The 24,652-nt window shown below is 41.3% G+C and carries 22 protein-coding genes, 1 tRNA gene and 1 pseudogene; 15 read left to right on the top strand and 9 right to left on the bottom strand.

Annotation, left to right across the window (positions count from 1 at the left end; genetic code table 11):
- The first annotated feature begins 27 nt into the window (after positions 1–27).
- Positions 28–804 (top strand): annotated as a pseudogene (locus QLH32_RS03155) (AraC family transcriptional regulator).
- Between the two features lie 43 nt (positions 805–847).
- On the opposite strand, the gene ruvC reads toward QLH32_RS03155, so the two are convergent.
- Positions 848–1,393 carry a crossover junction endodeoxyribonuclease RuvC gene (gene ruvC / locus QLH32_RS03145; protein WP_283268034.1) on the bottom strand — a complete coding sequence of 182 codons (546 nt, stop codon included), beginning with the start codon at positions 1,391–1,393 and terminating at the stop codon, positions 848–850.
- Between the two features lie 274 nt (positions 1,394–1,667).
- On the opposite strand from ruvC, the gene QLH32_RS03140 reads away from it, so the two are divergent.
- Together QLH32_RS03140 and QLH32_RS03135 are read left to right on the top strand one after the other, a co-directional pair.
- Positions 1,668–1,744 (top strand) — tRNA-Met (locus QLH32_RS03140).
- Positions 1,745–1,958: 214 nt separating this feature from the next.
- Positions 1,959–2,177 carry a cold-shock protein gene (locus tag QLH32_RS03135; protein WP_004679548.1) on the top strand — a complete coding sequence of 73 codons (219 nt, stop codon included), beginning with the start codon at positions 1,959–1,961 and terminating at the stop codon, positions 2,175–2,177.
- A 403-nt stretch (positions 2,178–2,580) separates the two neighbouring features.
- On the opposite strand, the gene QLH32_RS03130 is transcribed toward QLH32_RS03135, so the two are convergent.
- Positions 2,581–3,441, bottom strand: coding sequence for a hypothetical protein (locus QLH32_RS03130; protein ID WP_279960406.1), 861 nt, complete (start codon positions 3,439–3,441; stop codon positions 2,581–2,583).
- A gap of 452 nt (positions 3,442–3,893) precedes the next feature.
- Between QLH32_RS03130 and QLH32_RS03125 the strand changes: the two genes are divergently transcribed.
- Positions 3,894–4,454, top strand: a complete 561-nt coding sequence (locus QLH32_RS03125) for a TetR/AcrR family transcriptional regulator (RefSeq protein WP_283268032.1) — start codon at positions 3,894–3,896, stop codon at positions 4,452–4,454.
- A 136-nt stretch (positions 4,455–4,590) separates the two neighbouring features.
- Here QLH32_RS03125 and QLH32_RS03120 read toward each other — a convergent pair whose 3' ends face one another.
- Positions 4,591–5,370: a ferredoxin--NADP reductase gene (locus QLH32_RS03120; RefSeq protein ID WP_004679719.1), complete on the bottom strand. Its 780-nt coding sequence runs from the start codon at positions 5,368–5,370 to the stop codon at positions 4,591–4,593.
- Between the two features lie 100 nt (positions 5,371–5,470).
- On the opposite strand from QLH32_RS03120, the gene tsaA reads away from it, so the two are divergent.
- The 5 genes from tsaA to QLH32_RS03095 all read left to right on the top strand — a co-directional run bounded on the left by tsaA (position 5,471) and on the right by QLH32_RS03095 (position 10,576).
- Positions 5,471–6,205: a tRNA (N6-threonylcarbamoyladenosine(37)-N6)-methyltransferase TrmO gene (tsaA, locus tag QLH32_RS03115; RefSeq protein WP_283268031.1), complete on the top strand. Its 735-nt coding sequence runs from the start codon at positions 5,471–5,473 to the stop codon at positions 6,203–6,205.
- A gap of 34 nt (positions 6,206–6,239) precedes the next feature.
- Positions 6,240–8,018 carry a type IV pilus assembly ATPase TfpB gene (gene tfpB, locus QLH32_RS03110; protein WP_283268030.1) on the top strand — a complete coding sequence of 593 codons (1,779 nt, stop codon included), beginning with the start codon at positions 6,240–6,242 and terminating at the stop codon, positions 8,016–8,018.
- 84 nt (positions 8,019–8,102) lie between these two features.
- Complete coding sequence (locus QLH32_RS03105) at positions 8,103–8,468, top strand: NirD/YgiW/YdeI family stress tolerance protein (RefSeq protein ID WP_283268029.1); 366 nt, start codon at positions 8,103–8,105, stop codon at positions 8,466–8,468.
- A 109-nt stretch (positions 8,469–8,577) separates the two neighbouring features.
- Complete coding sequence (locus QLH32_RS03100) at positions 8,578–9,237, top strand: response regulator transcription factor (protein ID WP_279960411.1); 660 nt, start codon at positions 8,578–8,580, stop codon at positions 9,235–9,237.
- A gap of 4 nt (positions 9,238–9,241) precedes the next feature.
- Positions 9,242–10,576 (top strand): sensor histidine kinase, encoded by a 1,335-nt coding sequence (locus tag QLH32_RS03095; RefSeq protein WP_283268028.1) that lies wholly within the window; start codon positions 9,242–9,244, stop codon positions 10,574–10,576.
- A gap of 90 nt (positions 10,577–10,666) precedes the next feature.
- Here QLH32_RS03095 and hemP read toward each other — a convergent pair whose 3' ends face one another.
- Positions 10,667–10,837, bottom strand: a complete 171-nt coding sequence (gene hemP / locus QLH32_RS03090; RefSeq protein WP_004679713.1) for a hemin uptake protein HemP — start codon at positions 10,835–10,837, stop codon at positions 10,667–10,669.
- A 162-nt stretch (positions 10,838–10,999) separates the two neighbouring features.
- Between hemP and QLH32_RS03085 the strand changes: the two genes are divergently transcribed.
- A complete protein-coding gene (locus tag QLH32_RS03085) occupies positions 11,000–11,923 on the top strand; it encodes a thiamine phosphate synthase (protein ID WP_283268026.1) in 924 nt (307 codons plus the stop codon).
- A gap of 5 nt (positions 11,924–11,928) precedes the next feature.
- Here QLH32_RS03085 and QLH32_RS03080 read toward each other — a convergent pair whose 3' ends face one another.
- Both QLH32_RS03080 and mrcB read right to left on the bottom strand, forming a co-directional pair.
- Positions 11,929–12,501: a tetratricopeptide repeat protein gene (locus tag QLH32_RS03080; protein WP_283268025.1), complete on the bottom strand. Its 573-nt coding sequence runs from the start codon at positions 12,499–12,501 to the stop codon at positions 11,929–11,931.
- A 19-nt stretch (positions 12,502–12,520) separates the two neighbouring features.
- Entirely contained in the window at positions 12,521–14,926 is a 2,406-nt protein-coding gene (gene mrcB, locus QLH32_RS03075; RefSeq protein WP_283268023.1) for a penicillin-binding protein 1B, read from the bottom strand.
- Positions 14,927–15,160: 234 nt separating this feature from the next.
- Between mrcB and QLH32_RS03070 the strand changes: the two genes are divergently transcribed.
- Both QLH32_RS03070 and QLH32_RS03065 read left to right on the top strand, forming a co-directional pair.
- Positions 15,161–16,069, top strand: coding sequence for an NAD(+) kinase (locus QLH32_RS03070; protein ID WP_004679704.1), 909 nt, complete (start codon positions 15,161–15,163; stop codon positions 16,067–16,069).
- Complete coding sequence (locus tag QLH32_RS03065) at positions 16,066–16,338, top strand: YeaC family protein (protein WP_283268022.1); 273 nt, start codon at positions 16,066–16,068, stop codon at positions 16,336–16,338. The genes QLH32_RS03070 and QLH32_RS03065 overlap by 4 nt, the downstream gene beginning before the upstream one ends.
- A gap of 405 nt (positions 16,339–16,743) precedes the next feature.
- Here QLH32_RS03065 and QLH32_RS03060 read toward each other — a convergent pair whose 3' ends face one another.
- On the bottom strand, positions 16,744–17,736 hold the full coding sequence (locus QLH32_RS03060; protein WP_283268021.1) for a glycosyl transferase family protein: 993 nt from the start codon (positions 17,734–17,736) through the stop codon (positions 16,744–16,746).
- A gap of 249 nt (positions 17,737–17,985) precedes the next feature.
- Here QLH32_RS03060 and QLH32_RS03055 point away from each other — a divergent pair, with 249 nt between their 5' ends.
- Positions 17,986–19,131 (top strand): acyl-CoA dehydrogenase family protein, encoded by a 1,146-nt coding sequence (locus QLH32_RS03055; RefSeq protein WP_267979677.1) that lies wholly within the window; start codon positions 17,986–17,988, stop codon positions 19,129–19,131.
- A gap of 51 nt (positions 19,132–19,182) precedes the next feature.
- Here the strand turns inward: QLH32_RS03055 and QLH32_RS03050 are convergent, their stop codons facing one another.
- The gene (locus QLH32_RS03050; RefSeq protein WP_283268020.1) at positions 19,183–19,809 is read right to left on the bottom strand and encodes a hypothetical protein; all 627 of its coding nucleotides are present in this window, start codon (positions 19,807–19,809) and stop codon (positions 19,183–19,185) included.
- Between the two features lie 109 nt (positions 19,810–19,918).
- Complete coding sequence (locus QLH32_RS03045; RefSeq protein ID WP_283268019.1) at positions 19,919–20,851, bottom strand: alpha/beta hydrolase; 933 nt, start codon at positions 20,849–20,851, stop codon at positions 19,919–19,921.
- Positions 20,852–21,042: 191 nt separating this feature from the next.
- Here QLH32_RS03045 and pheA point away from each other — a divergent pair, with 191 nt between their 5' ends.
- Together pheA and QLH32_RS03035 are read left to right on the top strand one after the other, a co-directional pair.
- Entirely contained in the window at positions 21,043–22,152 is a 1,110-nt protein-coding gene (gene pheA, locus QLH32_RS03040; RefSeq protein ID WP_267979674.1) for a prephenate dehydratase, read from the top strand.
- A gap of 75 nt (positions 22,153–22,227) precedes the next feature.
- Entirely contained in the window at positions 22,228–24,492 is a 2,265-nt protein-coding gene (locus QLH32_RS03035; RefSeq protein WP_283268017.1) for a bifunctional prephenate dehydrogenase/3-phosphoshikimate 1-carboxyvinyltransferase, read from the top strand.
- Positions 24,493–24,652: the final 160 nt, after the last annotated feature.

Below are 24,652 nucleotides of genomic sequence, written 5' to 3'. Positions count from 1 at the left end.
TTTTAATTACTCAAATCAGACACGTACATGAAACAGATTTCCATTCATAGTGTTGAGCATTTAAAACATAAAATTATTGCGATAGAAACACAATATGATGAATATTATGTCCTTGCCATGCATACGCATAAGCGTGCTCAATTACTATATGGAGCGCAAGGCGTAATTCATGTAGAAACACCACAAGGAAGCTGGATAATTCCACCTGAGAGAGCAGTCTGGATTCCACCAGAAGTTGCCCATCAACTTACATTGTTTAATGTCAAAACCTGTAGCCTGTATATTCTTCCTGAGTATGTGCCCAGACATACAATATATTGTGAAGTCTTGTCTATATCGCCTTTACTCAGGCAATTGCTTTTGAAAGCGCCAGAGTTGAATGAGCCTTTTTCTCGGCACGATGAATTGATTTTTGAATTGATTCTAAGTGAGCTGGAAATTTGTGAGACGGTAGACCTGCATTTACCTTTGCCTGAAAATAAAGCGATGCTCGAGATTTGTAAAAAGTTTATAGAAAATCCAAATATTCACTTTTCGCCAGAACAATTCGCTACCCAGCTATGTACAAGTGAACGGCATTTTAGTCGTCTTTTTAAAAGTGAGGTAGGCCTATCTTTTTCAAAATGGCGGTAACAAGCTTGTATCTTGTTAAGTCTCGAAAAACTCATCCAGAAGCAATCTATACAGCGAATAGCTTATGATTTGGGTTTCAAAAATCCAGCAGCATTTAGCACGATGTTTCATCGGGTTTTGGGAGTAAGTCCAAGCCGATATATGGAAAATAGTGATATTTCTAAACCATAGTTTAAACAGGATTTATTGCTGCACGATAGCTAAGGCGAAGATCTTAACGCCGTCTACTACTGGAACGGCTTCTTCCTCGTGCCATTCCTCCCAACGCATTCAGCACTGCCATTTTGCTCATACTTCCTGAAGCATGTGCATGACAAATGGCAGCAGCAAGTGCATCAGCAGCATCAGCTTGTGGTTGAATGCTAAGATTGAGTAATTTCATTACCATCATTTGTACCTGTTCTTTTTCAGCGGCTCCATAGCCCACCACAGACTGTTTAATTTGACGGGCAGTATATTCCGCTACATTTAAATCCAAATTCACCAGTGCTGCAATCGCAGCGCCACGTGCTTGACCAAGTTTTAAGGCAGAGTCAGGGTTTTGTGCCATAAACACTTGTTCGACCGCAGCTTCAGTTGGACCATGAAATTTAACAATCCGCTCAACACCCGCAAAAATGCGTTTTAAACGCTCAGGCATTGCTTGTGTTTCGGTACGAATGGTTCCTGCATCAACAAAACGCAATTTATTACCATCTTTTTCGATAATTCCATACCCTGTTAAACGTGAACCAGGATCAATACCAATAATCAGCGACATGAGGCACTAAAGAAATCAAAAAACTTTCGATATTGTTACATAACGGGCTTTCCACTGCATAATATTTTTTAGTATTTTGAATTATAAGAAAATAGTTGTTTTATTGAGCATACAATCATTTATGTAAATTCTGGCTGCAGTACATTGAACTAGCTATTAAGCTGATTTATTGTTGAATTTGTACTTAAAATAAGCATTATTTTAATAATTAAGTGAAATTTCTAAAAATGGTTTGCATTATCCAGCCTATGGGCGTATAACGCTAACTCCCTAATGCGGGGTGGAGCAGTCTGGTAGCTCGTCGGGCTCATAACCCGAAGGTCGTTGGTTCAAATCCAGCCCCCGCATCCAAATTTTGTATATCGATATGAACAGATATTGATTGCGTGTTAAGAGAAAGCGTGTATAGTAAATAATAACTAGAAGAATAATACTGTTGATTCAGCAAATCTTAGATTTCGTAGTTTAGCCAAACCTTTCGTTTTATCAGATTTAGTTTCAGAGTTTATTATTTCCAGTTAATTGCTGCTAAGCATCCAAAGTATTTTTGTATATAGGTTAATTTATGTCTAATTCTGTGACTGGTACAGTTAAATGGTTCAATGAAACTAAAGGTTTTGGTTTTATTCATGCCGATTCTGGGCAAGATGTATTTGCTCATTTCAGTGAAATCCAAAGCAATGGTTTCAAGGTTCTTCATGAAGGACAACGCGTATCATTTACTGTTGCTCAAGGTAAAAAAGGTCCTCAGGCAACGGGTATCACCGTAGTTGCCCAGAACTAATAAAATCTTTTGAAAAAAAGCTCACTTTGGTGAGCTTTTTTTATCTGAAAATTAAATGGATAGAATAAAAATATTCAGGTTCAGGATTATTTTTTAGAAAGTGCTGAATTTTGTCACATTTAGACCATATGGTTAAACTATTGTCCTAGTATGATCTACGACTTTTTGCTAATTTCATTTAATAGATTGTTTAGGCAAATTAGTAGTTGCAGTACATTAAATGAGCATTAGGTTATGGAAAACTTAGAGCAGTATACGCAAAAGGTTGAACAAGAAGTTCATGTACATTGTAAAAGATCTTTCGGCTCGTTGTTATTTAGTTTTGTTGTATTAATAGCAACTGGTCTATAAGAAAAAGAAAAGCGCTCTCGGGCGCTTTTCCTCAATGGAGCAGGTCATAAAGTTAAGCAAGTTTCTTAAACGTTTCGTATTGATAGGTTGCAATTTGTTCATCCCAGAACTGCTGCCAGAGATCACAATATTCCAGACAAATTTGGCGAATCGAGTCATAGTCTGATTCTTCACAGGCCTGAGCCAATACAAACCATAAATCATCTTCATGGTCATCATCAGCCGCTTCTGCTGTTGCATCGTGGGATACACCATGCACATAGTAGTAACCACTATCCACATCGAAACCAACTGCATGGGTTGCCTGACGCAGTGCTGGGCTAAATAAAATTACCTCTTCTTCAGCAACCGCCAGCAGGGCAGAAACGGCTTCATAACGATCAAAGGAATCTTCTAAATAGCTGCGTACTCGTTGCGCGATAATGGATGGCTGATAATCATTGCGTTCTGATTGGCTAAGTTCAAAGTCATTGAGAACATCTTCAAATAATGGATAGTGTGCATATTGTGGATTGCCTGAATAATAACCCTCTTGATCCAGGCCTGGGCGGAAGCCAAATTCATCAAGAATGTTCAGGTTGAGTAGGAAACGAGGGAACATTTTGGAACCAGACAAAAGGCGAGGTTCCAGTTGTTTGGTCTGGAACTGTGCCATGAGCAGGGCATCGGTAAATACCTGAACAATCGCATGACGGTATTCCAGATGGATATGCTTGAGCGTTTCCTTGTCAATTAAGCCATCATTTAAAAGCTGGATAGCAGGGTGTTTGGAAACAGGATGATTTGAAATTTCTGCTCTCAGGGTATTCAGAAAGTTCAAGTTCTTATTCCATAGTTCAGCAGAAATACTATTTTTCATTCCGTCTATAGCATTCTGTCTAGGGCTGTCAAAATTTTCAAATTTTTTTGGCATAGTCTTGTACTCATGTATTAATAAATATTATTGCTTTTCCAATTATTTAGTTCGATTTCTTTGGTTGTTTATGAATATAACGAATTAGATCAACCAAACATCTTTTTATTGGATAATTTAAATATAAAATGATTTTTTTGTGAAATCAATTTATTAAATAGGCTAAAAAATGATAATATACGTTATTAATTAACTTAACTTTAAATAAAAGGTGAACTATTTCACGATATATTTAAAAAATTTTTAATTAGAAAAGTTTTTTTACAAATCATCTTGTTTATATGTTCATTTTTGCTTAACTTAATAACAGAGACAGTGAAGAAATGTTTTATATTTTCTTAAATGCTCTTAAAATAAGATAAACAATACATAGTTGCCAGATTTATCCAGCATTTAAACTATGTCTAAATAATATATTAAGCTTTTTGATAGAATTTAAAAAGGATAATAAAATGTCTAAAAAAGAAGATATTATTGCAACAGCTCTTCGTCTCTTCAATTGCTATAGCTATAGTTCTGTCGGGGTAGATCGAATTATCAGTGAGTCTGGTGTTGCCAAGATGACGTTCTACAAGTACTTTCCCTCCAAAGAGAGCTTAATTGAGGAGTGTTTGTCCCGACGAAATAAGAGTATTCAGGAAGCGATTGAGCAGGAAATTAGCCTGAAAGCAGGAGATGATTATTTGGGTAAAATCAAGGCTGTCTATTTTTGGCATTTAGCCTGGTTTAATTCAGATGATTTTCATGGATGCATGTTTCAAAAGGCTTCATTGGAGATATTGCAGCAATATCCATCGATTATTCGCCCGATTGTAGAATATAGGGAATGGTTGATGGGATTACTAGAGAATCTGTTTGAGAAAGCCAAAGTGTTTCAACCGTATGTATTGACAGCAATGTATATTAATATTCTGGATGGTATGACGGCATATGCGAAAGTAAATAAAGACCATGCGAAAATTGAGGAGTGTTGGTATTATATTGAAAGATTGATTGCTTTGGATGCGGCTTGATTTTTAAATAAATACAGTATTTCTAAATAAACTATTTTGTATAAATTAATATAAATAAATCCTTAATAATATTTTAAATAAAAATTAAAAACCGAGGTATTCACCTCGGTTCGTTCTTTTGTACATCATGAAAAAGTTATTTTTCTACAAAAGCACGTTCAATAACATAATCACCCATAACACCCATACGTGGTGATTCAACCAGGCCATGTTGGTCTAGCAGGGCAGCCACATCTTTCAGGAAAGCTGGGCTACCGCAGAGCATGGCACGGTCTGTCTCACGGTTAAAACGTGGTAAACCGATTTTTTCAAACAGTTCGCCAGTTTCAATGGCAGTGGTGACACGACCTTGTGTATGGAATGGCTCGCGGGTTACGGTTGGGTAATAAACCAATTTATCCTTGATGCCCAGTTCTTCAAAAAATTCATTGTTTGGCAGTTCATTCAGGATTAAATCCTGATAGGCAAGCTCTGAAACATAGCGTGTACCATGAACCATGATCACTTTCTCAAACTTTTCGTAAGTTTCAGGATCACGAAGCAGGGAAAGGAAAGGAGCAAGACCTGTACCAGAAGATAAAAGGTATAAATTTTTACCTGGTAATAAATCGTCGTGTACGAGCGTCCCTGTTGGTTTTTTAGAAATCAGGATTTCATCGCCAACCTGTACTTTTTGTAAAATGGAAGTCAATGGACCGTCTTGTACCTTAATTGAGAAGAACTCCAGTTCTTCTTCATAATTCGCGCTTGCAATCGAATAAGCACGCATTAACGGCTTGCCATTCACTTCAAGACCGATCATGACGAATTGACCATTTTTGAAACGTAGACTGGTGTCACGTGTTGTTTTAAAACTAAAAAGTGTGTCATTCCAGTGGTGAACATGAGTAATGCGTTCAACGTTAAAAGCAGCCATTCAAGGTCTCGATCACAGTTAAAAGAAACAGGTTGCTATTCTAATCTAAAATCATTCTCGATAAACTGAATATATTTAATTGTGTTTATAAGAAAAAGTGATGAGTAATTTAGTTGAGATGCCGATTATCGGCTACATGCATTCTCCCTACCATGAAAAGTTTGGTATTCCGCGTCAGCCAAATCTGGTACAGGTCGAGTCTTATATAGAGATGGTGGTACCTTATAACGATATTCTGGCATTTGAGGGGATCGAGGCGTTTAGCCATTTATGGTTGCTGTGGCAGTTTCATGAGAATAAACAAAATGATAATGCTTCAAACCAAGTGGTTAAATTTCGTGCGCAGGTGAGGCCACCACGCTTAGGTGGGAACCAGAAAATGGGAGTGTTTGCTACCCGAAGCATGTATCGTCCATCGCCAATCGGTCTATCCGTGGTGCAGTTTTTACGAGTGGAAAAGCAAGGGAAAAGCGTACGGCTTTATGTGATGGGTAGTGATTTACTACATGGCACACCGATTCTGGATATTAAACCTTATATCCAGTATTCGGATGCAGTGCCAGATGCAAGTAGTGGTTATGCTCAGGATGAACCTGTACGTAAATCAGTGATCTGGACAGAAACTGCACAAACACAACAGCAGCAATTATTAAAGCAGGCTATTTTAAATAAAAAGGTATTCGATGAACTGGAACAGGTGTTATCTTTAGACCCTCGTCCTGCCTATCAGGAAGATGCTGAACGAGTCTATGGCATGTGTTTTGCCGACTTGAATGTACGTTTTAAGGTCGATGCAAGCAATGTCACAGTGACGGCTGTGGAACAGGTAAGTTAAAAATATAAATCATAAATTTAGGGATTTGACGGTTATGCAAGCGCAGACAAAATTTGCAGGTTTTTCTTTTTCGATTGATGTAACGTGGTGTCTGGAACAATTACAAAAAGATGGGCGAATTACGGAACGGGATAAACTGTTTATTCAAACCACTCATCGTCAAAAAGATCAGTTGAAATGGCATCCCTTACAGTGGATTGCCAGTTTTAATTTAAAGGATCAACTCAATCCTGCTACAACCTTAACCTTGAATCGTTTATGTCAGTGGTTAGCAGAAAAAGCCGAAGTTCCCTTATTTGTGATTGATCCGCTAAAAGCTGATGTCAGTGCTTTAACCAGTGTTATGTCACAGGAATTCGCAGTTCGTAATCATATTCTGGCTGTTGAAGTACATGCGGATCGGATTCTGATCGGGACAGATCAGCCTTTTTTAACGGAATGGCAGAACAATCTGGAGCGCAGTTTAGCGCCAAGAAAGATTGAACGGGTGTTACTGAATCCTGAGCAATTACAACGCTATCTGGTGGAATATTATCAGGTTAGCCGTGCGGTCAGTTCCTCACAAAACACCAGTGCCTTTGATCGTGACAATAAAGGCGTTGAGGCCTTGTTACAGTTGGGCGATACCCAGAATCCCGATGCCAATGACCAGCATATTGTCAAATTGGTGGACTGGGTGCTGCAATTTGCCTTTGAACAAGGGGCCAGTGATATTCACCTTGAACCCCGAAAAGACAAAGGTAAGGTGCGTTTCCGTATCGATGGGGTGTTGCATACCATCTACAACATGCCTGCCAATACGCTGACTGCGGTGATTTCCCGTATTAAAATTCTGGGACGGATGAATGTGGCGGAAAAGCGTAAGCCACAGGATGGGCGTCTAAAAACCCGTACCCCAAAAGGTCAGGAAACCGAATTGCGTCTCTCCACTTTGCCAACTGCCTTTGGTGAAAAGCTGGTGATGCGTATTTTTGATCCAGAAGTGCTGGTACGCAGTTTTCAGCAGTTGGGTTTTGAGGGGCATTTATTACAAAGCTGGCAGCAACTGACGCAGCATAGTCATGGGATTATTCTGGTGACAGGGCCAACAGGTTCGGGTAAAACCACCACGCTATATTCATCACTCAAGCAACTGGCGACTGAACAGGTCAATGTCTGTACCATTGAAGACCCGATTGAAATGCTGGAACCCAGCTTTAACCAGATGCAGGTCAATCCCAATATTGAACTGGGTTTTGCCGATGGTGTGCGTGCCCTCATGCGTCAAGATCCTGACATTATTATGGTCGGGGAGATTCGTGACCACGATACCGCCAATATGGCGATTCAGGCGGCACTGACAGGACATTTGGTACTTTCGACCCTGCATACCAATGATGCGCCATCCAGTTTGACCCGTTTGCATGATCTGGGGGTGCAGCCATTCCTGACCGCAGCTACAATTTTGGGTGTATTGGCACAACGTCTGGTGCGTCGCCTTTGTCCGCATTGCAAACAGCAAACTTCCATGAATGAGCAGGAATGGGAACACCTGACTTTTGACTACATGATGGATACGCCAACCACGATGTATAAGGCTGTCGGATGTGAAGTGTGTCGCCAAACGGGTTATAAGGGACGTGTCGGTATTTATGAGTTTATGCCAGTCAGTCTGGAGTTGAAATCCATCATTAGTGCTAATGGCACACTGGATCATTTACGTGCACAGGCTAAGAAAGAGGGCATTGAACCTTTGCGTATCGCAGGGGCGCGTAAGGTGATTGAGGGAATGACCACATTGGAAGAAGTGCTTCGGGTGGTGCCATTAAGCTAAGTTTTTTCATCACCTAAGATTCACCTCATCTTGTTTTGTTTTAATGACTACATCGAGATGATCAACAAAGATGAGGAAATTAAAATGAACGTATTTTCTAAAGTTGCTGTAATTGCAGGTTTGGTCGGTGCAACAACATTTGCGGTTGCGAATACGACGGCAGTCAATCAGCAGGCATTGGCGCCTACACAAATCACTACGGTGAAACAGGCATTGACCTTAAAAGATGATACGCCTGTTCAGCTTAAAGGTTATGTGGTCAAGGCAACAGGTGATGAGAAATACCAGTTTAGTGACCAGACAGGCAGCATCACGGTCGATATTGATGATGATTTATGGCAAGGACAGCCTGTTTCTGCCAAAACACCTGTAACCGTTATCGGTGAAATCGACATCGACTATAAACCGACCAAGCGTGTAGAAGTGGATGTAGATCAAGTGAAGTTCTAATCACTGCAATATTGTCAAAAAAACCACATGATGATCATGTGGTTTTTTTGCATGTGATTTATTTTAAAGGCATGATGGATGTGGATGGATCAGATGCGAGTATGGCTTTATGCGAATTTTATTGGCTGAGGATGATGCCTCTCAGGCAGAAAGTATCAAGGACTGGCTGGAACTGGATGGCTATAGCGTCGACTGGGTAGAACGGGGTGATCATGCGATACTGGCAGTTGAGCAGCATCAATATGATTGTATCTTGCTAGATCGTGGTTTACCCAAGGCTTCGGGGGATGACATTCTAAAAAGCATTCGCCATCAAAACTCCAATACGCCCGTCATTTTTATTACCGCCAAAGATGCCATTCATGATCGGGTGGAGGGGCTGGATTTAGGTGCCAATGATTATCTGGTCAAACCGTTTAATCTGGAAGAATTGTCAGCACGGGTGCGCTCACAACTGCGGCAACATCAGACTCAGGCAGGCCAATATTTGACTTTTGCCAATCTACAGCTTGATCCGCAAGCCAAGACCCTGACACAAGCGGGACAAGTCATCAACCTGACTGCAAAAGAATTTCAGATTTTACATAAATTAATGCAAAAACCAGAACATATCCTGACTCGTGAGCAACTGGAAGAATCACTGTATGCGTGGGGCGAGGAAATTGAGAGTAATGCCATCGAAGTGTATATCTACCAGATTCGCAAAAAAATTGGCGGGCAATATATCAAAACCATTCGTGGTTTAGGCTATCGGATGCACCAGGATTAAGCTTATGAAAGTGGTGTCGCTACAAAGCAGGCTGATTAAAACCTCATTGATTAGTTCAGTGATTGCAGGTTGTGTGGCATTGCTTTTATTTGTGGTGATTTCAATCTATCAGACCATGCAGGTTCAGGATGAAATCATGGATGAGATTTCAGATATGCTGCTGATTGCTGATCTGACCTCAACATCAGGGCAGCAGATTGATGAATTAAGTGACCAGTTTGATATCCAGTATCGCCTGAGCTACCAGCAACAGATTCTGACCCAGTCCGAGGATTTTCAGCTTGAGCAACAGTATTACACCTTGAATACAGGTGATGATCAGTATGGCTTTATCTGGCAGGAGCGACAGCTCTGGCGTAGTTATCGGGCAGAAGATCACCAATCCCACATGCAGGTATTGCTATTACAACCTTTAGGTGATCGCTTTAAAGAATTGATGCATAGCTTTGCTGGTTATTCTCTCATTCTGATCATGCTGTGGCTGATGCAGTGGATCATGCAGCATTTTCTGGTCAAACGGCAGTTTAGGGCGATTCATCAATTATCCGATCAAATCTCGGAGAAAAATGCGGATTATCTAACGCCAATCCAGTCCTCCAGCATTGAATTTAAAGAATTGCAGCCTATGCTGGGGCAGTTAAATCACTTGTTGCAACGTCTGGAACAATCGCTAAAAGCCGAACAGCGTTTTACTGCGGATGCCTCGCATGAACTGCGTTCGCCCTTATCTGCGATTCAGATGCGTTTACAGCTTTTACAACGTAAATATCCAGAACGCGCCAGTGATTTTGCTGCAATGCAACAGGATATTAGTCGAGGGACCCAAACGCTGGAAAATTTGCTGTTGCTGGCACGTTTAGACCCTGAATATGCTGAGAACTTGCCCAAGACATATTTTGCTTTGCACACTGTGATTGATGAGGCGATTCAGGCTCTGACGCCATTTATCAAGCAAAGGGTAATCCAGATTCAGCAACAGTTTTTAGTGGCAGAACAAGACGATATGGTTTTTGCCAATCAGCAGTTAATTTTTACCTGTATTCGTAATGTGCTGGACAATGCCATACGCTATACACCAGAAAAAGGTTGTGTCTATATCACTTTAGATAAGTGGGATTCATATTTGCAGCTTATTATTGAAAATGAGGGAGATGGTATTCATCCTGAAATCTTGCAGCATCTTGGAGAACGTTTCTATCGTGCTTTGGGAACCAGGACACAGGGATCGGGTTTAGGCTTATCCATTTGTAGGAAAATTATCGAACTACATCATGGGCAAATGGAATTGCTGCCATCCTCGTATGGCGGATTAAAAGTCGTGGTCAGATTGCTTGTCTAAAGCTTTATTCTATTTTTTAGATGAATTAAAAAGCAGTACGCGCTGACATACTGCTATTTCCACGTTTATTATTATCCGATTATTATTATTTTACTTGGTTAAAATCAGACGGTTGTTACGGGTGAGGCGTAGGCGATACTCTTCACCAGCGTGCATAATGCGAATTTCGCGGCCTAGGGCAAATAGGTTGTTTGAATGCAACATTGGTAAGGATTGAGTTGCATCAGTGCTACGAGTGAATAGGTTAAATGGTGCGTTCATTTGTTATGCTCCGTGGTGTATTATCTAACGTTTTAAATGATAATCATTATCGAATAGACCTGTCAACGTAAATTTGAATAATTTACAAAATCATTTATAAGTTTTTTTCAGAACGATGTGCAAATTGATGAATGACAGGGATTTACTCTGTAAAGATGAGGGATGTGGACTGTGATAGTAAAGAATGTCATTGATGTTGCGATTGCAATTTTATTGCATAAATCCAAGGTATTGGTGGGGTGGCGTCAGGCCAATCAACATCAGGGCAATAAGCATGAATTTCCTGGAGGGAAAGTTGAGCAGGGAGAAACACCTGAGCAGACCTGCCGCAGGGAAATTTATGAAGAGGTGGGCATTGGCTTAAAGGACTGGCATGGTTTTGATGTGATTCGCCATGAATATGATGATGTGATTGTGAACTTGCATATCTTTCATGCCTATGTACCAGATGCGTTACTGGAACTGATTCACCAGCCTTGGGCTTGGTACAATCGTGACCAACTGAAAGAATTAAATTTTCCTAAAGCCAATGATGTGATTCTGCAACGTTTGGTGTGGCCACATCTGATTAAGGTGAATGAACAGTTGACCAAACTCCCGCAGCAGGAAAGTCTATTTTATTGGCGGATACAGAATGAAAGTATTGATATGATTGAGCAGCAGTTAGAAACACTCACTGATGAGCAGTATCAAAAACTCATTGTGAATTTTGAAATCTGGAATCAGCTGGATTCAGCATTTCAGGAAAAAATTAACACGGTTCATCTAAAACAATCACAGCTGATGGGATTAAAGAAAGGTGAATTAATTGTAGGGAAACGTTTTATTGCAGCGTGTCATGATGCAGTCTCATTGCAACATGCACATCATATTGGCTGTGATGCGGTGCTTTTAAGTCCTGTGAATATAACTGAGACGCATTCTGAAGCGAAAGTGTTGGGATGGGAGGGTTTCGCTGAACTCGCTGAAAAAAGTGATATTCCTGTTTTTGCTTTAGGTGGTGTTGCGCCTACTGATCTGGAACAAGCCCAGAAACATCATGCTTATGGGCTTGCGGGGATTCGCCAGTTTGAATCAATCCAGTAACAAGGCTAAAGTGACTGAATTGCTTTTTTCGCTTCCTGTGCCTTGACTGGATGATTACGTGCTTCGCTGGCACGAAGCACAATTGTCCAAAGCTGCTTTTTCATGGCATTGCTCTGTGCATAGCTTAAACCGCGGCGTGCCAAGGCCTCGGCATTGGCATACTCTTTTCGCTGGTTGGCGATTAGACCCAGATATAAATAGGTTTCAGAAGCCTGCGGTGCAATCCGTTGGGCTTGAAGCGCATAACGTTCTGCTTCTGCAAGTTGCTGACTTTTATAAGCGGTCTGGGTTTTTTGCATCAGGGTCCTAAAGGCGGGAAGTTGGGCACCATCATTGCTAAACTTCTGCTGCACCTTTTGTTCAGGTACCACAACCTGCGGTGTCACGGTTTGCCGCTTAATCTCTTTTTGATCATACGGAATGACTTTTACACCAGAAGCAGGCGGAGTCACTTTTTTCTTCTGCGTATTTGTGCCTGCTGGTGGATTGACAGGTTTAGTGGTCGTGACTTTTTCTGGGGTGGCGGTACAGCCAGCCAGTACAAGTACACCAATTGCGAAAGTTATTTTCTTGATCATGTCCAAATCCCTGTAGAAATTAATTTTCACCGCTGTAGCTACCACTCGAAATGATGCGTGTTGGCGTATGATTTGATAAATCATTGTCCATCTGGTTTTCGCTTTCTCGAATATAGTTGTTTATGCCATCATCATGATCATTTTCTGATGTACCATCCTGAGGCATATAGGTTGGTTCAACTTCATAATGAGACTGACCGCAAACTGTTGCACGGCGAGGTACAGTTTGACGAAGCAATGGAATATACAATGCGCCATCACAGCCCTCGGCAGAAAGATCACCGCTAGCGCTATCAATCCACTGCCACTGAACGTTGTCGGTTTGACGAAGATTTACAGGTTCCTGACGAAGCTGTTTCATGACATTGGTCCAGACTGGCAATGCACCAGAGGAACCTGTCAGACCAGTAACCTTGTTATCATCCAGCCCTAACCAGACCACAGCGACATGATTACCAGAATAACCCGCAAACCATGAATCGCGTGTATCGTTGGTTGTCCCTGATTTTCCTGCAAGATTCAGTGATTCAGGCAAGCTGCCATAGGCAGAGCGGCCCGTACCTGAACGCATAACTTGCTGTAAACCATAATTCAGGATGTAGGCGGCGGCAGGGTCAATGGTTTGCTGTACATTCAAACCATAACGCTCTAATAAATGTCCTTTTGCATCCACAACAGTACGGATAGAACGGGTAGGGTATTTAAAGCCGCCTGTCGCGAAGTTTCCATAAACACTCAGCACTTCCATTGGTGACATATTCACCGCACCCAGATAAATGGATGGGTAGGCTGGAATATCTGAACTTACCCCAAACTGTCTGAGCTTATTGGTAAATGTAGATAGGCCAAACTCGTTCGCCAAACGTACAGTAGAAAGGTTGTATGAATTTGCCAAAGCCTGCTGCATTGGAACCACACCGTGTTCACCACCGCTATAATTTTTGGGTGTCCAGTTTTTATCACCATCAATTGGAATACTGACGGCTGTATCTTCAATTGGGCTTGCCCATGTATAACGGCCTGACTCAAGTGCATTTAAATAAATGATCGGCTTTAATAAAGAACCTACCTGACGTTTAGCATCCACTGTACGGTTAAAACCTGTAAAGTCCTGAGTCGATCCCACAGCGGCAACCAATTCACCATTGTCAGGATGAGCGACAAGAATGGCACCCTGTAAGTTCTTTAAACGGGCAGGATTGGCATTCGCCAGACGATCAACTGAATTTTTAAACGCATTTTGCACCTGAATCTGTGTGATTGGATCCAGTGTGGTAAAAATTCTTAAACCCTGATTGGTAATGTCACTTTCCTGATATTCGGTGCGTAGCTGACGACGGACGATGTCAAGGAAATCAGGGAATTTCGCAGGTCCTAAAGTCGGTTTGCTCACCACATTCAAAGGACGTGCAATTTCATCCTGATATTCAGCTTCACTGAGGTAACCCATGACTTTCATATTGTTCAGTACAACATCACGGCGTTTTTTTGCCGCTTCAGGATTACGCCAAGGATTATATAAAGAAGGGCCCTGTACTAAACCAACCAAATAGGCTTGTTGGGAAATATTGAGTTCACGTAAAGGTAAACCAAAATAAAACTGTGAAGCCAGACCATAACCATTGATGGAATAACTGCCATTTTGACCTAAATTGACTTCATTCAGATAGGTTTCAAGAATTTCATCCTTGCTGTAATGCAGTTCAATCAATAACGCCATCAGCGCTTCATTGACTTTACGTTTCAGAGTTTTTTCAGGAGAAAGATAAAAGTTTTTCACCAACTGTTGTGTGAGTGTTGATCCACCTTGACGTTTACCACCCGTAACATTGCTGACCAAGGCACGTGCAGTGCCACGAACTGAAATACCGTGATGGTGATAGAAGTTGCGATCCTCAGTTGAGATCAAGGCCTCAATCAGCGTTTTCGGTACTTTATCCAGTTTAATGAGTACGCGGTCTTCATTATGCTGTGGGTAAATACCACCAATCAATAAAGGTTCCAGCCGTGCAATGCCTGTGTTTGATGGTTTGGTTGAGCGGATTTCACCGACCTGCCCATTCAGGAAACCAATTTCAAGCACTTGTTCAGGTTCATTGCTGTCACCATAGTCAAAACCACGTGTATGTACATACATCTGGCTGCCTTGGGTGACATAGCTACCTGATTTTTCATAGTTTGCGGTATTTTTATAACCCAGTAATTTCAGTTCCTGAATGAAGTTTTCCTGAGTAATTGGCGCATTTGCATAGATTTCTAGAGGACGAGCAAATACCTTGGCTGGAATATCCCAGCGCTGACCTTCAAACTTATTGCGAATAATATTATCCAGACGGATCAGATAGATACTAAAGGCAATAAAAACACCAATCACTAAAATGGAAAAAATTAGCGCAAGAAAACCGATACCACGTTCACACTTCATAGATTTGCGTTAAAATCAAAACAATGGGGCTAATGATGCGATAGCTTATGCGCAATTTGCAATCGTAAAACTGTGAATAAATAGCAACATGCAATAAAAACTTTAAGAATGTGTTGACATTAAGTGGGTAAAAAAACAACGAATAGACATTTTTATACTTTTTAATCAATCGTCAACGAAATTCTGATAGTTAATGATATGATAGTCAGGAAGCGCAGCGGAGCTGAATTATTCGTGCAAATTTCACATAAATCCTTTCGAAATATTGGTTTGATTGGGCGACCAGATAAAGATTCTGTAGTAGAAACCTTATGTTTGATTCATGATCACTTGATCACCTTAGGTTTAAATCCTGTCTTTGATCAGGAAACAGCGAAACTCGTACCTTATAGCCATGGACAGACTGTCAGCCGTAATTTATTGGGCGAAGTCGTGGATTTAGTGATTGTAGTGGGCGGTGATGGTTCACTACTGCATGCTGCACGCGCCTTGGTTCGCTATAATACCCCTGTGATTGGGATTAACCGTGGGCGACTGGGCTTTTTAACCGACATTAAACCTGCCGAAGCAATCTTTAAACTAGATCAGGTGTTGCAGGGACATTTTCAGCTGGATCGCCGTTTCCTGCTGGAAATGGAAATTCGATCCAATGGTGAAACCATTTATGATGCAATTGCATTAAATGATGTGGTTCTACATTCTGGACGATCAGTCCATATGATTGATTTCGAACTCAGTATTGATGGGCAATATGTCTATCGTCAGCACAGTGACGGTTTAATTGTGTCTACTCCAACGGGTTCGACAGCATATGCATTGTCTGGTGGTGGACCTATTTTGCATCCAAGTATGGATGCGATTGCATTGGTGCCCATGCATCCGCATACTTTGTCCTCTCGTCCGATTGTGGTTGGTGGACAAAGTGAGATTAAAATTACCATTCGTGAAAATCGGGTTTTACCTATGGTCAGCGCCGATGGACAACATAGTGTTGCATTAAATGTGGGTGACACTGTGCATATTCGCAAACATCCGTTTAAACTAAGCTTATTGCATCCGCCTGGTTATGATTTTTATATGGCTTGCCGTACCAAACTGGGCTGGAATCAAGATTTTGAATCTTTTCAACAGGATGACTCATGAATATTGAACAAATGCTCGCTGTTTTAAATCCTGAAATTGTTGAGCGCTTAAAGACAGCCGTTGAAATTGGCAAATGGCCAAATGGTATTACATTGACCAAAGAACAACGTGAAACCTGTATGCAGGCTGTTTATGCATGGGAAATGAAACATTTACCAGAAGAACAGCGTAGTGGCTATATTGATCGTGGCACAAAAGAAGAGGGTGAGGAGTGTGATGATGATCATCACAAGCATGAACCTGAGTTTAAGCCGATTCGGTTTGTTTGATTTTTAGTCATGTTAAATGATCTGATCTTTGCGTTCAGATCATTATTCTTTTCAATAACAATATTTTTACAAATAAAAAGAAGTTTTTTTCATGTTTATGAATGGGATAAGCCTTGTTCTACTGAATGCCGCTGTATTAATTATAGCTATTTTTCTATTATTCAGATTTAGACGGAATCAAAAAATATTTTTATTTTCACAATATATAGTTTGGTTGATTGTTGTTTTAGATGCTACAGCAATACTTTATTTTAGAATCAATAAAATCCAAGACTGGGATTTCTATTGTACTTTTTTATGGTTTATTGCGATCACAATTAACTTTCTTGCGACTCAATTCAAGCCGAAGACCTAGCAATATTTGAATTGCCAGATCAATTGGAAAAAGATAATGCCAGCTAAATCCTAGCGACTATTCCAAAGCTCTTTTGCTTTAATCATGGCTTCATCATAATCCTTGACCACACCCATGGTATATAAGGCAATCCCCATGGTTTCAATAACAGCCATTTCCCCATATTCATGTTGCTGCTGACCTAACCAAACTGCTTTAAACACCTCAAGATCGAGTTCTTCCTCTATAGGGCTACGCTCAGGTGTCAGTTTTGGCAATTCATGTTCATATAGCTCACCGTCTTTAATCCCACAAATCAGGGTTTTTGCATCAGGATTCCGTTCAAATTCACCTCCTTCACCTTTAATCACCGCACTATTTTGATAACCTAAACGAAACGCGGTGTGTTGATGTGAGGTTCGATAAGCAGGGTGAAAAATGGCCTGTAAAGTGGCTTTGGCATTAAAGGGATTAATTAGGCGGGCAAGGGTATGAATGGGTGAACGTAAGCCCATAACATTTCGGAGTGAAATGAGTTCGCTCAGAATCGGTGAGATCACTTCCAGTGGCAGGAAAGCAAAGTTATGTTTTTCTAGTTGTTCTTTGACATCTACTTCATTTTGACAAATCGAATAGCCTAAGTATTGTAAAACCTGTTCCGTATACACACGGTTAATGGTATGACCCGATGCGCCATGCATCACTATTTTATAGCCATGATGGGTCAGTGTTAATGCTGCCAATAAAAACCACGGATAATGTTTACGTTTACCAGCATAGGATGACCAATCCAGATCAACATCTAGCGGTTGAAAATTAAGTTGATCACGCGTTGCCTGAACAAAACCAGCCAGTTCATCAACAGATTCTTCCTTAACCCGTAACAACATTAAAAAAGCACCTAGCTGAACATCCAGCACTTCATCTTTTAAGATCATGCTAAAAGCCCGATAGGCCTCATCATAAGTCAGTGAACGTGCACCCGTCTTACCTTTACCAATGATTCGTATGTATTGGGCGAAAGGATGTTCAGCATCTTTATAAATATTGCGTTTGGTATTCATGATCGTATTTGCAGTCATGGTGAAGAATTAAAATTAATATGACATAAAAGTGATGCATTTAGCGTAAAAAATCAGAGGTTCTGTTTATTCAATAAGCAATTGGGTCTCGAAAATAATGGCTGCAAACAAAATTATTGACCGAATCAGTCGGGTGATTTGATGCAAAAGGGACATGACATCCTACCTAAAAATCATTAGCATGGCTGCGAAGCAAATTTTCAAGAAAAATGAAAGCGAAAGGAAATAAAGATGTTAGCTTACGATGCAGATTTGGAACTCTTCCGTGACAACTTTAAACGTTTTATGAGTGAACACATTGCACCTCATTATGAAAAATGGGAACGCGAGGGCATTATGCCGCGTTCTGTTTGGACATTGTTGGGTGAAAATGGCTTCCTGTGCGTAGACGTGCCAGAAGAATATGGTGGTTATGGCGTACCAACCCATTATTCATTGATGTTGGTTGAAGAATCTGCGCGTGCTGGTTATTGTGCCTTATCAACTGGTATTTCGTGTCACTCTGAAATTGCTGCACCTTATATCCAACATATTGGGTCAGAAGAGCAGAAACAGTACTGGTTGCCAAAAATGGTGTCTGGTGAAGTGGTTGGAGCAATTGGTATGACTGAGCCTGGTGCTGGTTCAGACTTGCAGGCCATGCGTACCAGTGCAATTTTGCAGGGTGATCACTATGTGTTAAATGGTTCTAAAACCTTTATCTCAAATGGTCAGCATGCTGATGTTGTGGTTCTGGCAGTGAAGACTGATCCACAGGCCCGTGCCAAAGGTGTATCACTGATGTTGGTTGATACCCATCTGGATGGCTTTAAAAAAGGGACTAATCTGGACAAGATTGGTTTGCATTCACAAGATACCTCAGAGCTTTTCTTTGATAATGTCAAAGTACCTAAAGACCAGTTATTGGGCAATGCAGGTTCAGGTTTTGCTTATTTAATGCAGGAATTACCACGTGAGCGTACTGCTATCGCATCGACAGCTCTTGGTGCCATTCGTGGTGCAATTGATATGGCAACCGCTTATGTAAAAGAGCGTCAGGCGTTTGGTCAGGCAATCGCCCAGTTCCAGAACACACGTTTCGTATTGGCTCAGGCGAAGATTGATGAATTGGCAACTGCTGCTTTCTATAATCAAAACGTGGCTTTATATAATGAGGGCAAACTGGATGTTGAAACTGCGGCTGCACTCAAGAGCTTCAGTACTGACATGCAAATGAAAGTTGCTGACAACTTGCTTCAGTTATTTGGTGGCTATGGTTATATGACTGAATATCCAATTTCACGCTTCTTTGTTGATGCACGTATCCAGCGTATTTACGGTGGTACCAATGAAATCATGAAAGAAATCGTGGCACGTGGATTGATTGGTAAAGCTTAATTAATCTTGATAAATCAGCCTGCTTTCGAGCAGGCTGATTTATGATAGATACTATTTTTCTATTGGGGTATGCACCACAGGATAGCTTTGTTGTTTTGGCAATTTCTTTAATGCCTGATTGATTTTAATTAGAAATACATCTGCCTGATCCTGATTAGGCCAATTTTTATTATATTCACTTCTTTTTTGAATATTTACACCGCAACCTCGGACTTCCATATTGTCAGGATTAAACGACCAGTCATGTGGATTTTTTAAGGTGATATCTAGATCACTTGCACAACTTTGCCATAATCTAATAAATTCATTTGTTGATTGGGGAGAGAACCCATCAGCAGGATAAACAGAAAAACCTTTCATTTGTGAATTAAAGAATTGAATAAACATATAAGATGGCATTCCACCCCAAATGATTGCCGTATCAGGCGGTAACTTGATATCGGTCAAATCCTTTTCATTTAATGGCTGTGTTTGCTGTTCTTTCTGAAAAGAATGCTGAGCTTTATATTTTAGCTTGCTTTGTGGTGGCACCGTAATTCCACGTACTTGAGTCGTTGTTGTGGTGATGTAGTAAGGTGAGGTGTCACGGCTGCAACCTGTAGGGTTATAGCATCCAATACAGCCCGTTAATTGAATGCTGGCAAGACTAAGTATAGAAAGTAGAATGATTTTATTCATTATTTTATTTCATTTAAGAGAATATTGAATAAATTATATCCCAAGCTTTCCTAAAGAAATGTTGAGATTTGAGAGGAAAATAATCTTTCTCCCAAGATCAATTCCATATTTAAGGTTTTATTGCCTCATCAAATAAGGCCGAGCAGCTTTTACCATCTTTACAACCAGCCAACATGATGGCTTTAGGTAAACTGGCATAGAGATTGGTTAAATGCTGTTCTGCTGGATGCTTAAAATTCCAGAATAAAAATTGCTCGGAACGCTGTGCCTGAAAATTTTGATAAAAACTATCCTGTTGGGAACGATCACTATTCACTGGACCTTTATCTTCATGCGTGCCAACTGTGGTCATCAGCATGGCATGGGTATTTTCAGGTTTTTGCTTAAGCCAGTTTGCCTGTTGCTTAAATAGTACTTGATTATCAAACCATAAAGATGGGCTTGCTGCGATATAGCGTTGAAAACTCTGTGGTTGGGTAAAGAAAGCATGTAATACAAACAATCCACCAAATGAATGTCCAAACAGGCTTTGTTGTTGTGGATTGACCTTAATCCGTGAATTGATTGCTGGTTTCAGCTCTTTTTCAATAAACTGAATGAACTGGTCTGCACCACCATATTGATATTTAGCCTGTTTTTGCACATCTTCCGATGCTTTGGGTGTGTAGTCTAAAGCACGTTTTTCGACAGCAAAGGTTTTCTCGTCAGGATAGCCAATAGCGACAACCGCAACAGGGCTTAAACCAAGACGATTTGCGCCAGCACCTACAGATTTGGCAATGTTGGCAGCACTGTCAAAGCTTGCGTTGCCATCGAGTACATAAAGCACAGGGAAACCTTGCGTTGGAGTCTCAGTATTGGGAACTGAAACCTGAATTAGGTAATCATGTGACGTGTATTTAGATTTCAGGATAAAGCTTTGTTGGGTCAGGGCATTGACTTGTAAAGCTGAATTGCCAGAAGTCGTTGAAGCTGGTTGGGCAAAGCTCAGTTGAGTACTGATCATTAAGGAGAAAGTCAAAATACTGAGACGTTTTAACATGGCTTATTCACGAGAACTAAAATTTAGCATGAAATATATAATGAAAATCATTATCAATAAAGTTGAATCATGAAAAGAGTTAAAACTCAGCGTGTTTAATAGCTTAAAGTCTTGTTATACTAGCCCAGATAACCAATTCACAGATGAATTGTAATCCATTCTTATAGATGATTTTGCTGAGGCTGCATTCAATGGTAAACGATGGACAAAACACATCGACTTCACTTAATTTAGAACAAATTCGTAACGATATTGATAGTGTTGATCAACAAATCCAGGAATTACTCAATCGCCGTGCCACTTTGGCGGAAGCCGTAGCCAAGGCGAAGTTTGCAGCCGAAGACAATCCACTGTTTTATCGCCCTGAACGTGAAGCTCAGGTTTTGCGCAAGGTGATGGAGCGCAATCAGGGGCCATTGTCCGATGCGACCATGGCACGCTTGTTCCGTGAAATCATGTCGGCATGTCTGGCACTTGAGGCACCGCAAAGTATCGCATTTTTAGGACCAGAAGGAACCTATACCCACTCCGCCGTGCTGAAACATTTTGGCAAGGATGCGGTGGTGCGTCCATTGCCAACCATTGACGAAGTATTCCGTGAAGTGGAAGCGGGCAGTGCCCATTATGGTGTAGTTCCAGTCGAGAACTCATCAGAAGGAATTGTCAACCATACGCTGGACTGTTTTAAGGCATCGACTTTAAACGTGATTGGTGAGGTTGAATTGCGGATTCATCATCAATTCCTTGTGTCTGAAAATACCCGTAAAGACAGCATTAAGCAGATTTATGCGCATCAGCAAACCTTGGCGCAATGCCGCAAGTGGTTAGATGCACATTATCCAGGGGTGGAGCGTGTAGCCTTAAATTCAAATGCGGAAGCGGCTCGCCGTATTCGTAATGAATGGCATTCGGCTGCAATCGCCTCTGATATTGCGGCCAGTATGTACAATCTTGAGATTTTATATAGCAATATCGAAGATAATCCTGAAAATACCACACGCTTCCTTGTGATTGGTCGTGAGAAAATTCCACAAAGTGGCAATGATAAAACTTCATTGTTGATTTCAGCACATGATCGTGCAGGGGCTTTACTGGAAATCCTTGCACCATTTGCCAAGCATCAAATCAGCCTGACCAGTATTGAAACCCGTCCAGCCTTACCTGAAAAATGGGCCTATGTATTCTTTATTGATCTGGAAGGGCATATTGATCAGGACAATGTGGCGGCTGCACTGGATGAAATCCGTCCAATGGTCAAAGAATTGCGGGTACTAGGTTCTTATCCAATCGCTGTTTTATAAAACTGTTTTATCGTATGGATAGGTGGATGAATCATCTATCCATATCAAAGTCGTCTCATTAGGCAAACATCTTTTATGTCTCAAGCATCTGTTTCTAAAGTATTGTTTAAAAAAGTTGCATTTATTGGACTTGGGTTGATTGGTTCAAGCCTTGCGCGTGTGATTGTGGTAGAACAACTTGCAGCTGAAATTGTCGCTTCAACACGCTCAAAAAAAACATTGGAAGATGCCAAAGCATTGGGATTGATTCAGCAGGGTTACGCAAATCCTGAGGAAGCGGTTCAGGGTGCGGATTTAATTGTTTTGGCATTGCCTGTTCGTGCTACGCAAAAAGTGTTGGAACAGATCAAACCTTATCTTGCAGAGAATGTTATCATTACCGATGTGGGTAGTACCAAAGGCAATGTGGTGGATGCAGCCAAAGCAGTGTTTGGTGAACATCTGCCGATTGGTTTTGTACCTGGGCACCCAATTGCAGGTGCGGAACATACTGGTGTTCATGCAGGTAAAGTCGATTTATTTGCCAATCATAAAGTGATTCTAACGCCATTGCCAAGTAGTGCTGATTGGGCGGTGCAGAAACTGATTCAGCTTTGGTCAGCCGCCAAAGCCGAAGTGATTTGTATGGATGTGTCGAAACATGATGAAGTGTTGGCACATACCAGTCATTTACCACATTTGATGGCATTCAACTTGGTCGAGCAACTGGCCAACCGTGAAGATAATCTAGATATTTTCCGCTATGCGGCGGGTGGTTTTCGGGATTTTTCTCGGATTGCCGCCAGTGATCCGCAGATGTGGCATGACATTTTCTTTGCCAATAAAACCGCAATTCTAAATGCGGTTGCTGGCTTTGAGCAGCAACTTTCTGTTTTAAAGCAACTGATTGAAAATGAAGATTCTCAGGCGTTGATGGGGCTGCTTGGACATGCGCAAGCGGCACGCCAACACTTTAACCATATGTTAGCCAAAAAACCTTTGATGGAGAAAAACAAGGTGACACAGCAATTTACCATTTTACCAGGCAAGAAAACATTTACAGGTAAATTCACCGTGCCAGGTGACAAGTCAGTGTCACATCGCTCCATCATGTTTGGGGCGATTGCGGAAGGCACAACCCATGTGACTGGCTTCCTTGAGGGTGAGGATGCGTTGGCAACCTTACAGGCATTCCGTGATATGGGGGTCAGCATCGAAGGCCCAAAAAATGGTGAGGTGACCATTCATGGTGTAGGCATGCAAGGTCTAAAAGCGCCTGCCAGTGCCTTATATATGGGTAACTCAGGCACCAGTATGCGTCTGCTATCTGGTATGTTGTCAGCACAAAAGTTTGATTCAGTGATGACAGGCGATGCGTCATTGTCTAAACGTCCAATGGAACGTATTGCAAAACCATTACGTTTAATGGGCGCACAGATTCAGACCACAGGTGAGAAAGGCACACCGCCAGTGAGCATTACAGGCAGCCAGAATTTAAAAGGGATTCAATACGATTTACCTATGGCGTCTGCTCAGGTGAAATCAGGGATTTTACTGGCAGGTTTATGGGCCGAGGGTGAAACTTCGGTAACTGAACCTGAACCGACTCGTGACCATACTGAGCGCATGCTACGTGCCTTTGGTTATGAGGTAAAAACCGAAGGCAATAAAATCTCGCTTGTTGGTGGTGGCAAGCTAATTGGAACAAATATTCAAGTTCCATCAGATATTTCATCCGCTGCATTCTTTATGGTCGGTGCTGCGATTACCGAGGGTGCTGATGTGATCCTTGAAGCAGTGGGCATCAACCCAACTCGTACAGGTGTGATTGAAATCCTCAAGCAAATGGGGGCTGACATCAGCGTTGAAAATGAACGTATTGCGGGCGGTGAGCCGATTGCCGATATTCATATCAAGGGTTCCCGTACACTCAAAGGCATTCACATGCCTGAAGATCAGGTGCCTTTGGCGATTGATGAATTCCCTGCATTATTTATTGCAGCAGCTTGTGCCGAAGGTCAAACCATATTAACAGGTGCGGCTGAGCTTCGCGTGAAAGAATCTGACCGTATTCAGGTGATGGCGGATGGTTTGAAAGTCATGGGTATTGACTGCACCCCAACTGATGACGGTATCATCATTGAAGGTAAGGGTAAGTCTGGTGACTGGTCAGCAATCTTCGCAGGCGGAGAAATTGAATCGCACCACGATCACCGTATTGCCATGAGTTTTAGTATTGCAGGTTTGCGTACTTCTGGCGAAATCATCATTCACGGTACGGAAACAGTGGCAACCAGTTTCCCAACTTTTACTGAACTTGCCAATGCGGCAGGTCTAGATTTACAGGTTGTAGATCAATAAGCCAATTGGAAAATGCAGTGTTTGGCTTGCTCAAATGCTGCATTTCTTATTTACTTATCAATAAAAACAAGTTGTTTGTCACTGCAATAAAACGTTTAAATAATAAAAATGTTAGGTTTGGATATGTACATATCTAATCAGGTCTAAATTTATCAATTTA

Origin of the sequence: Acinetobacter corruptisaponis (assembly GCF_030053775.1) — a bacterium.
GTDB lineage: Bacteria > Pseudomonadota > Gammaproteobacteria > Pseudomonadales > Moraxellaceae > Acinetobacter > Acinetobacter corruptisaponis.
Note: the sequence above shows the minus strand (reverse complement) of the source record. Positions and strands in the feature narration are given on the sequence as shown.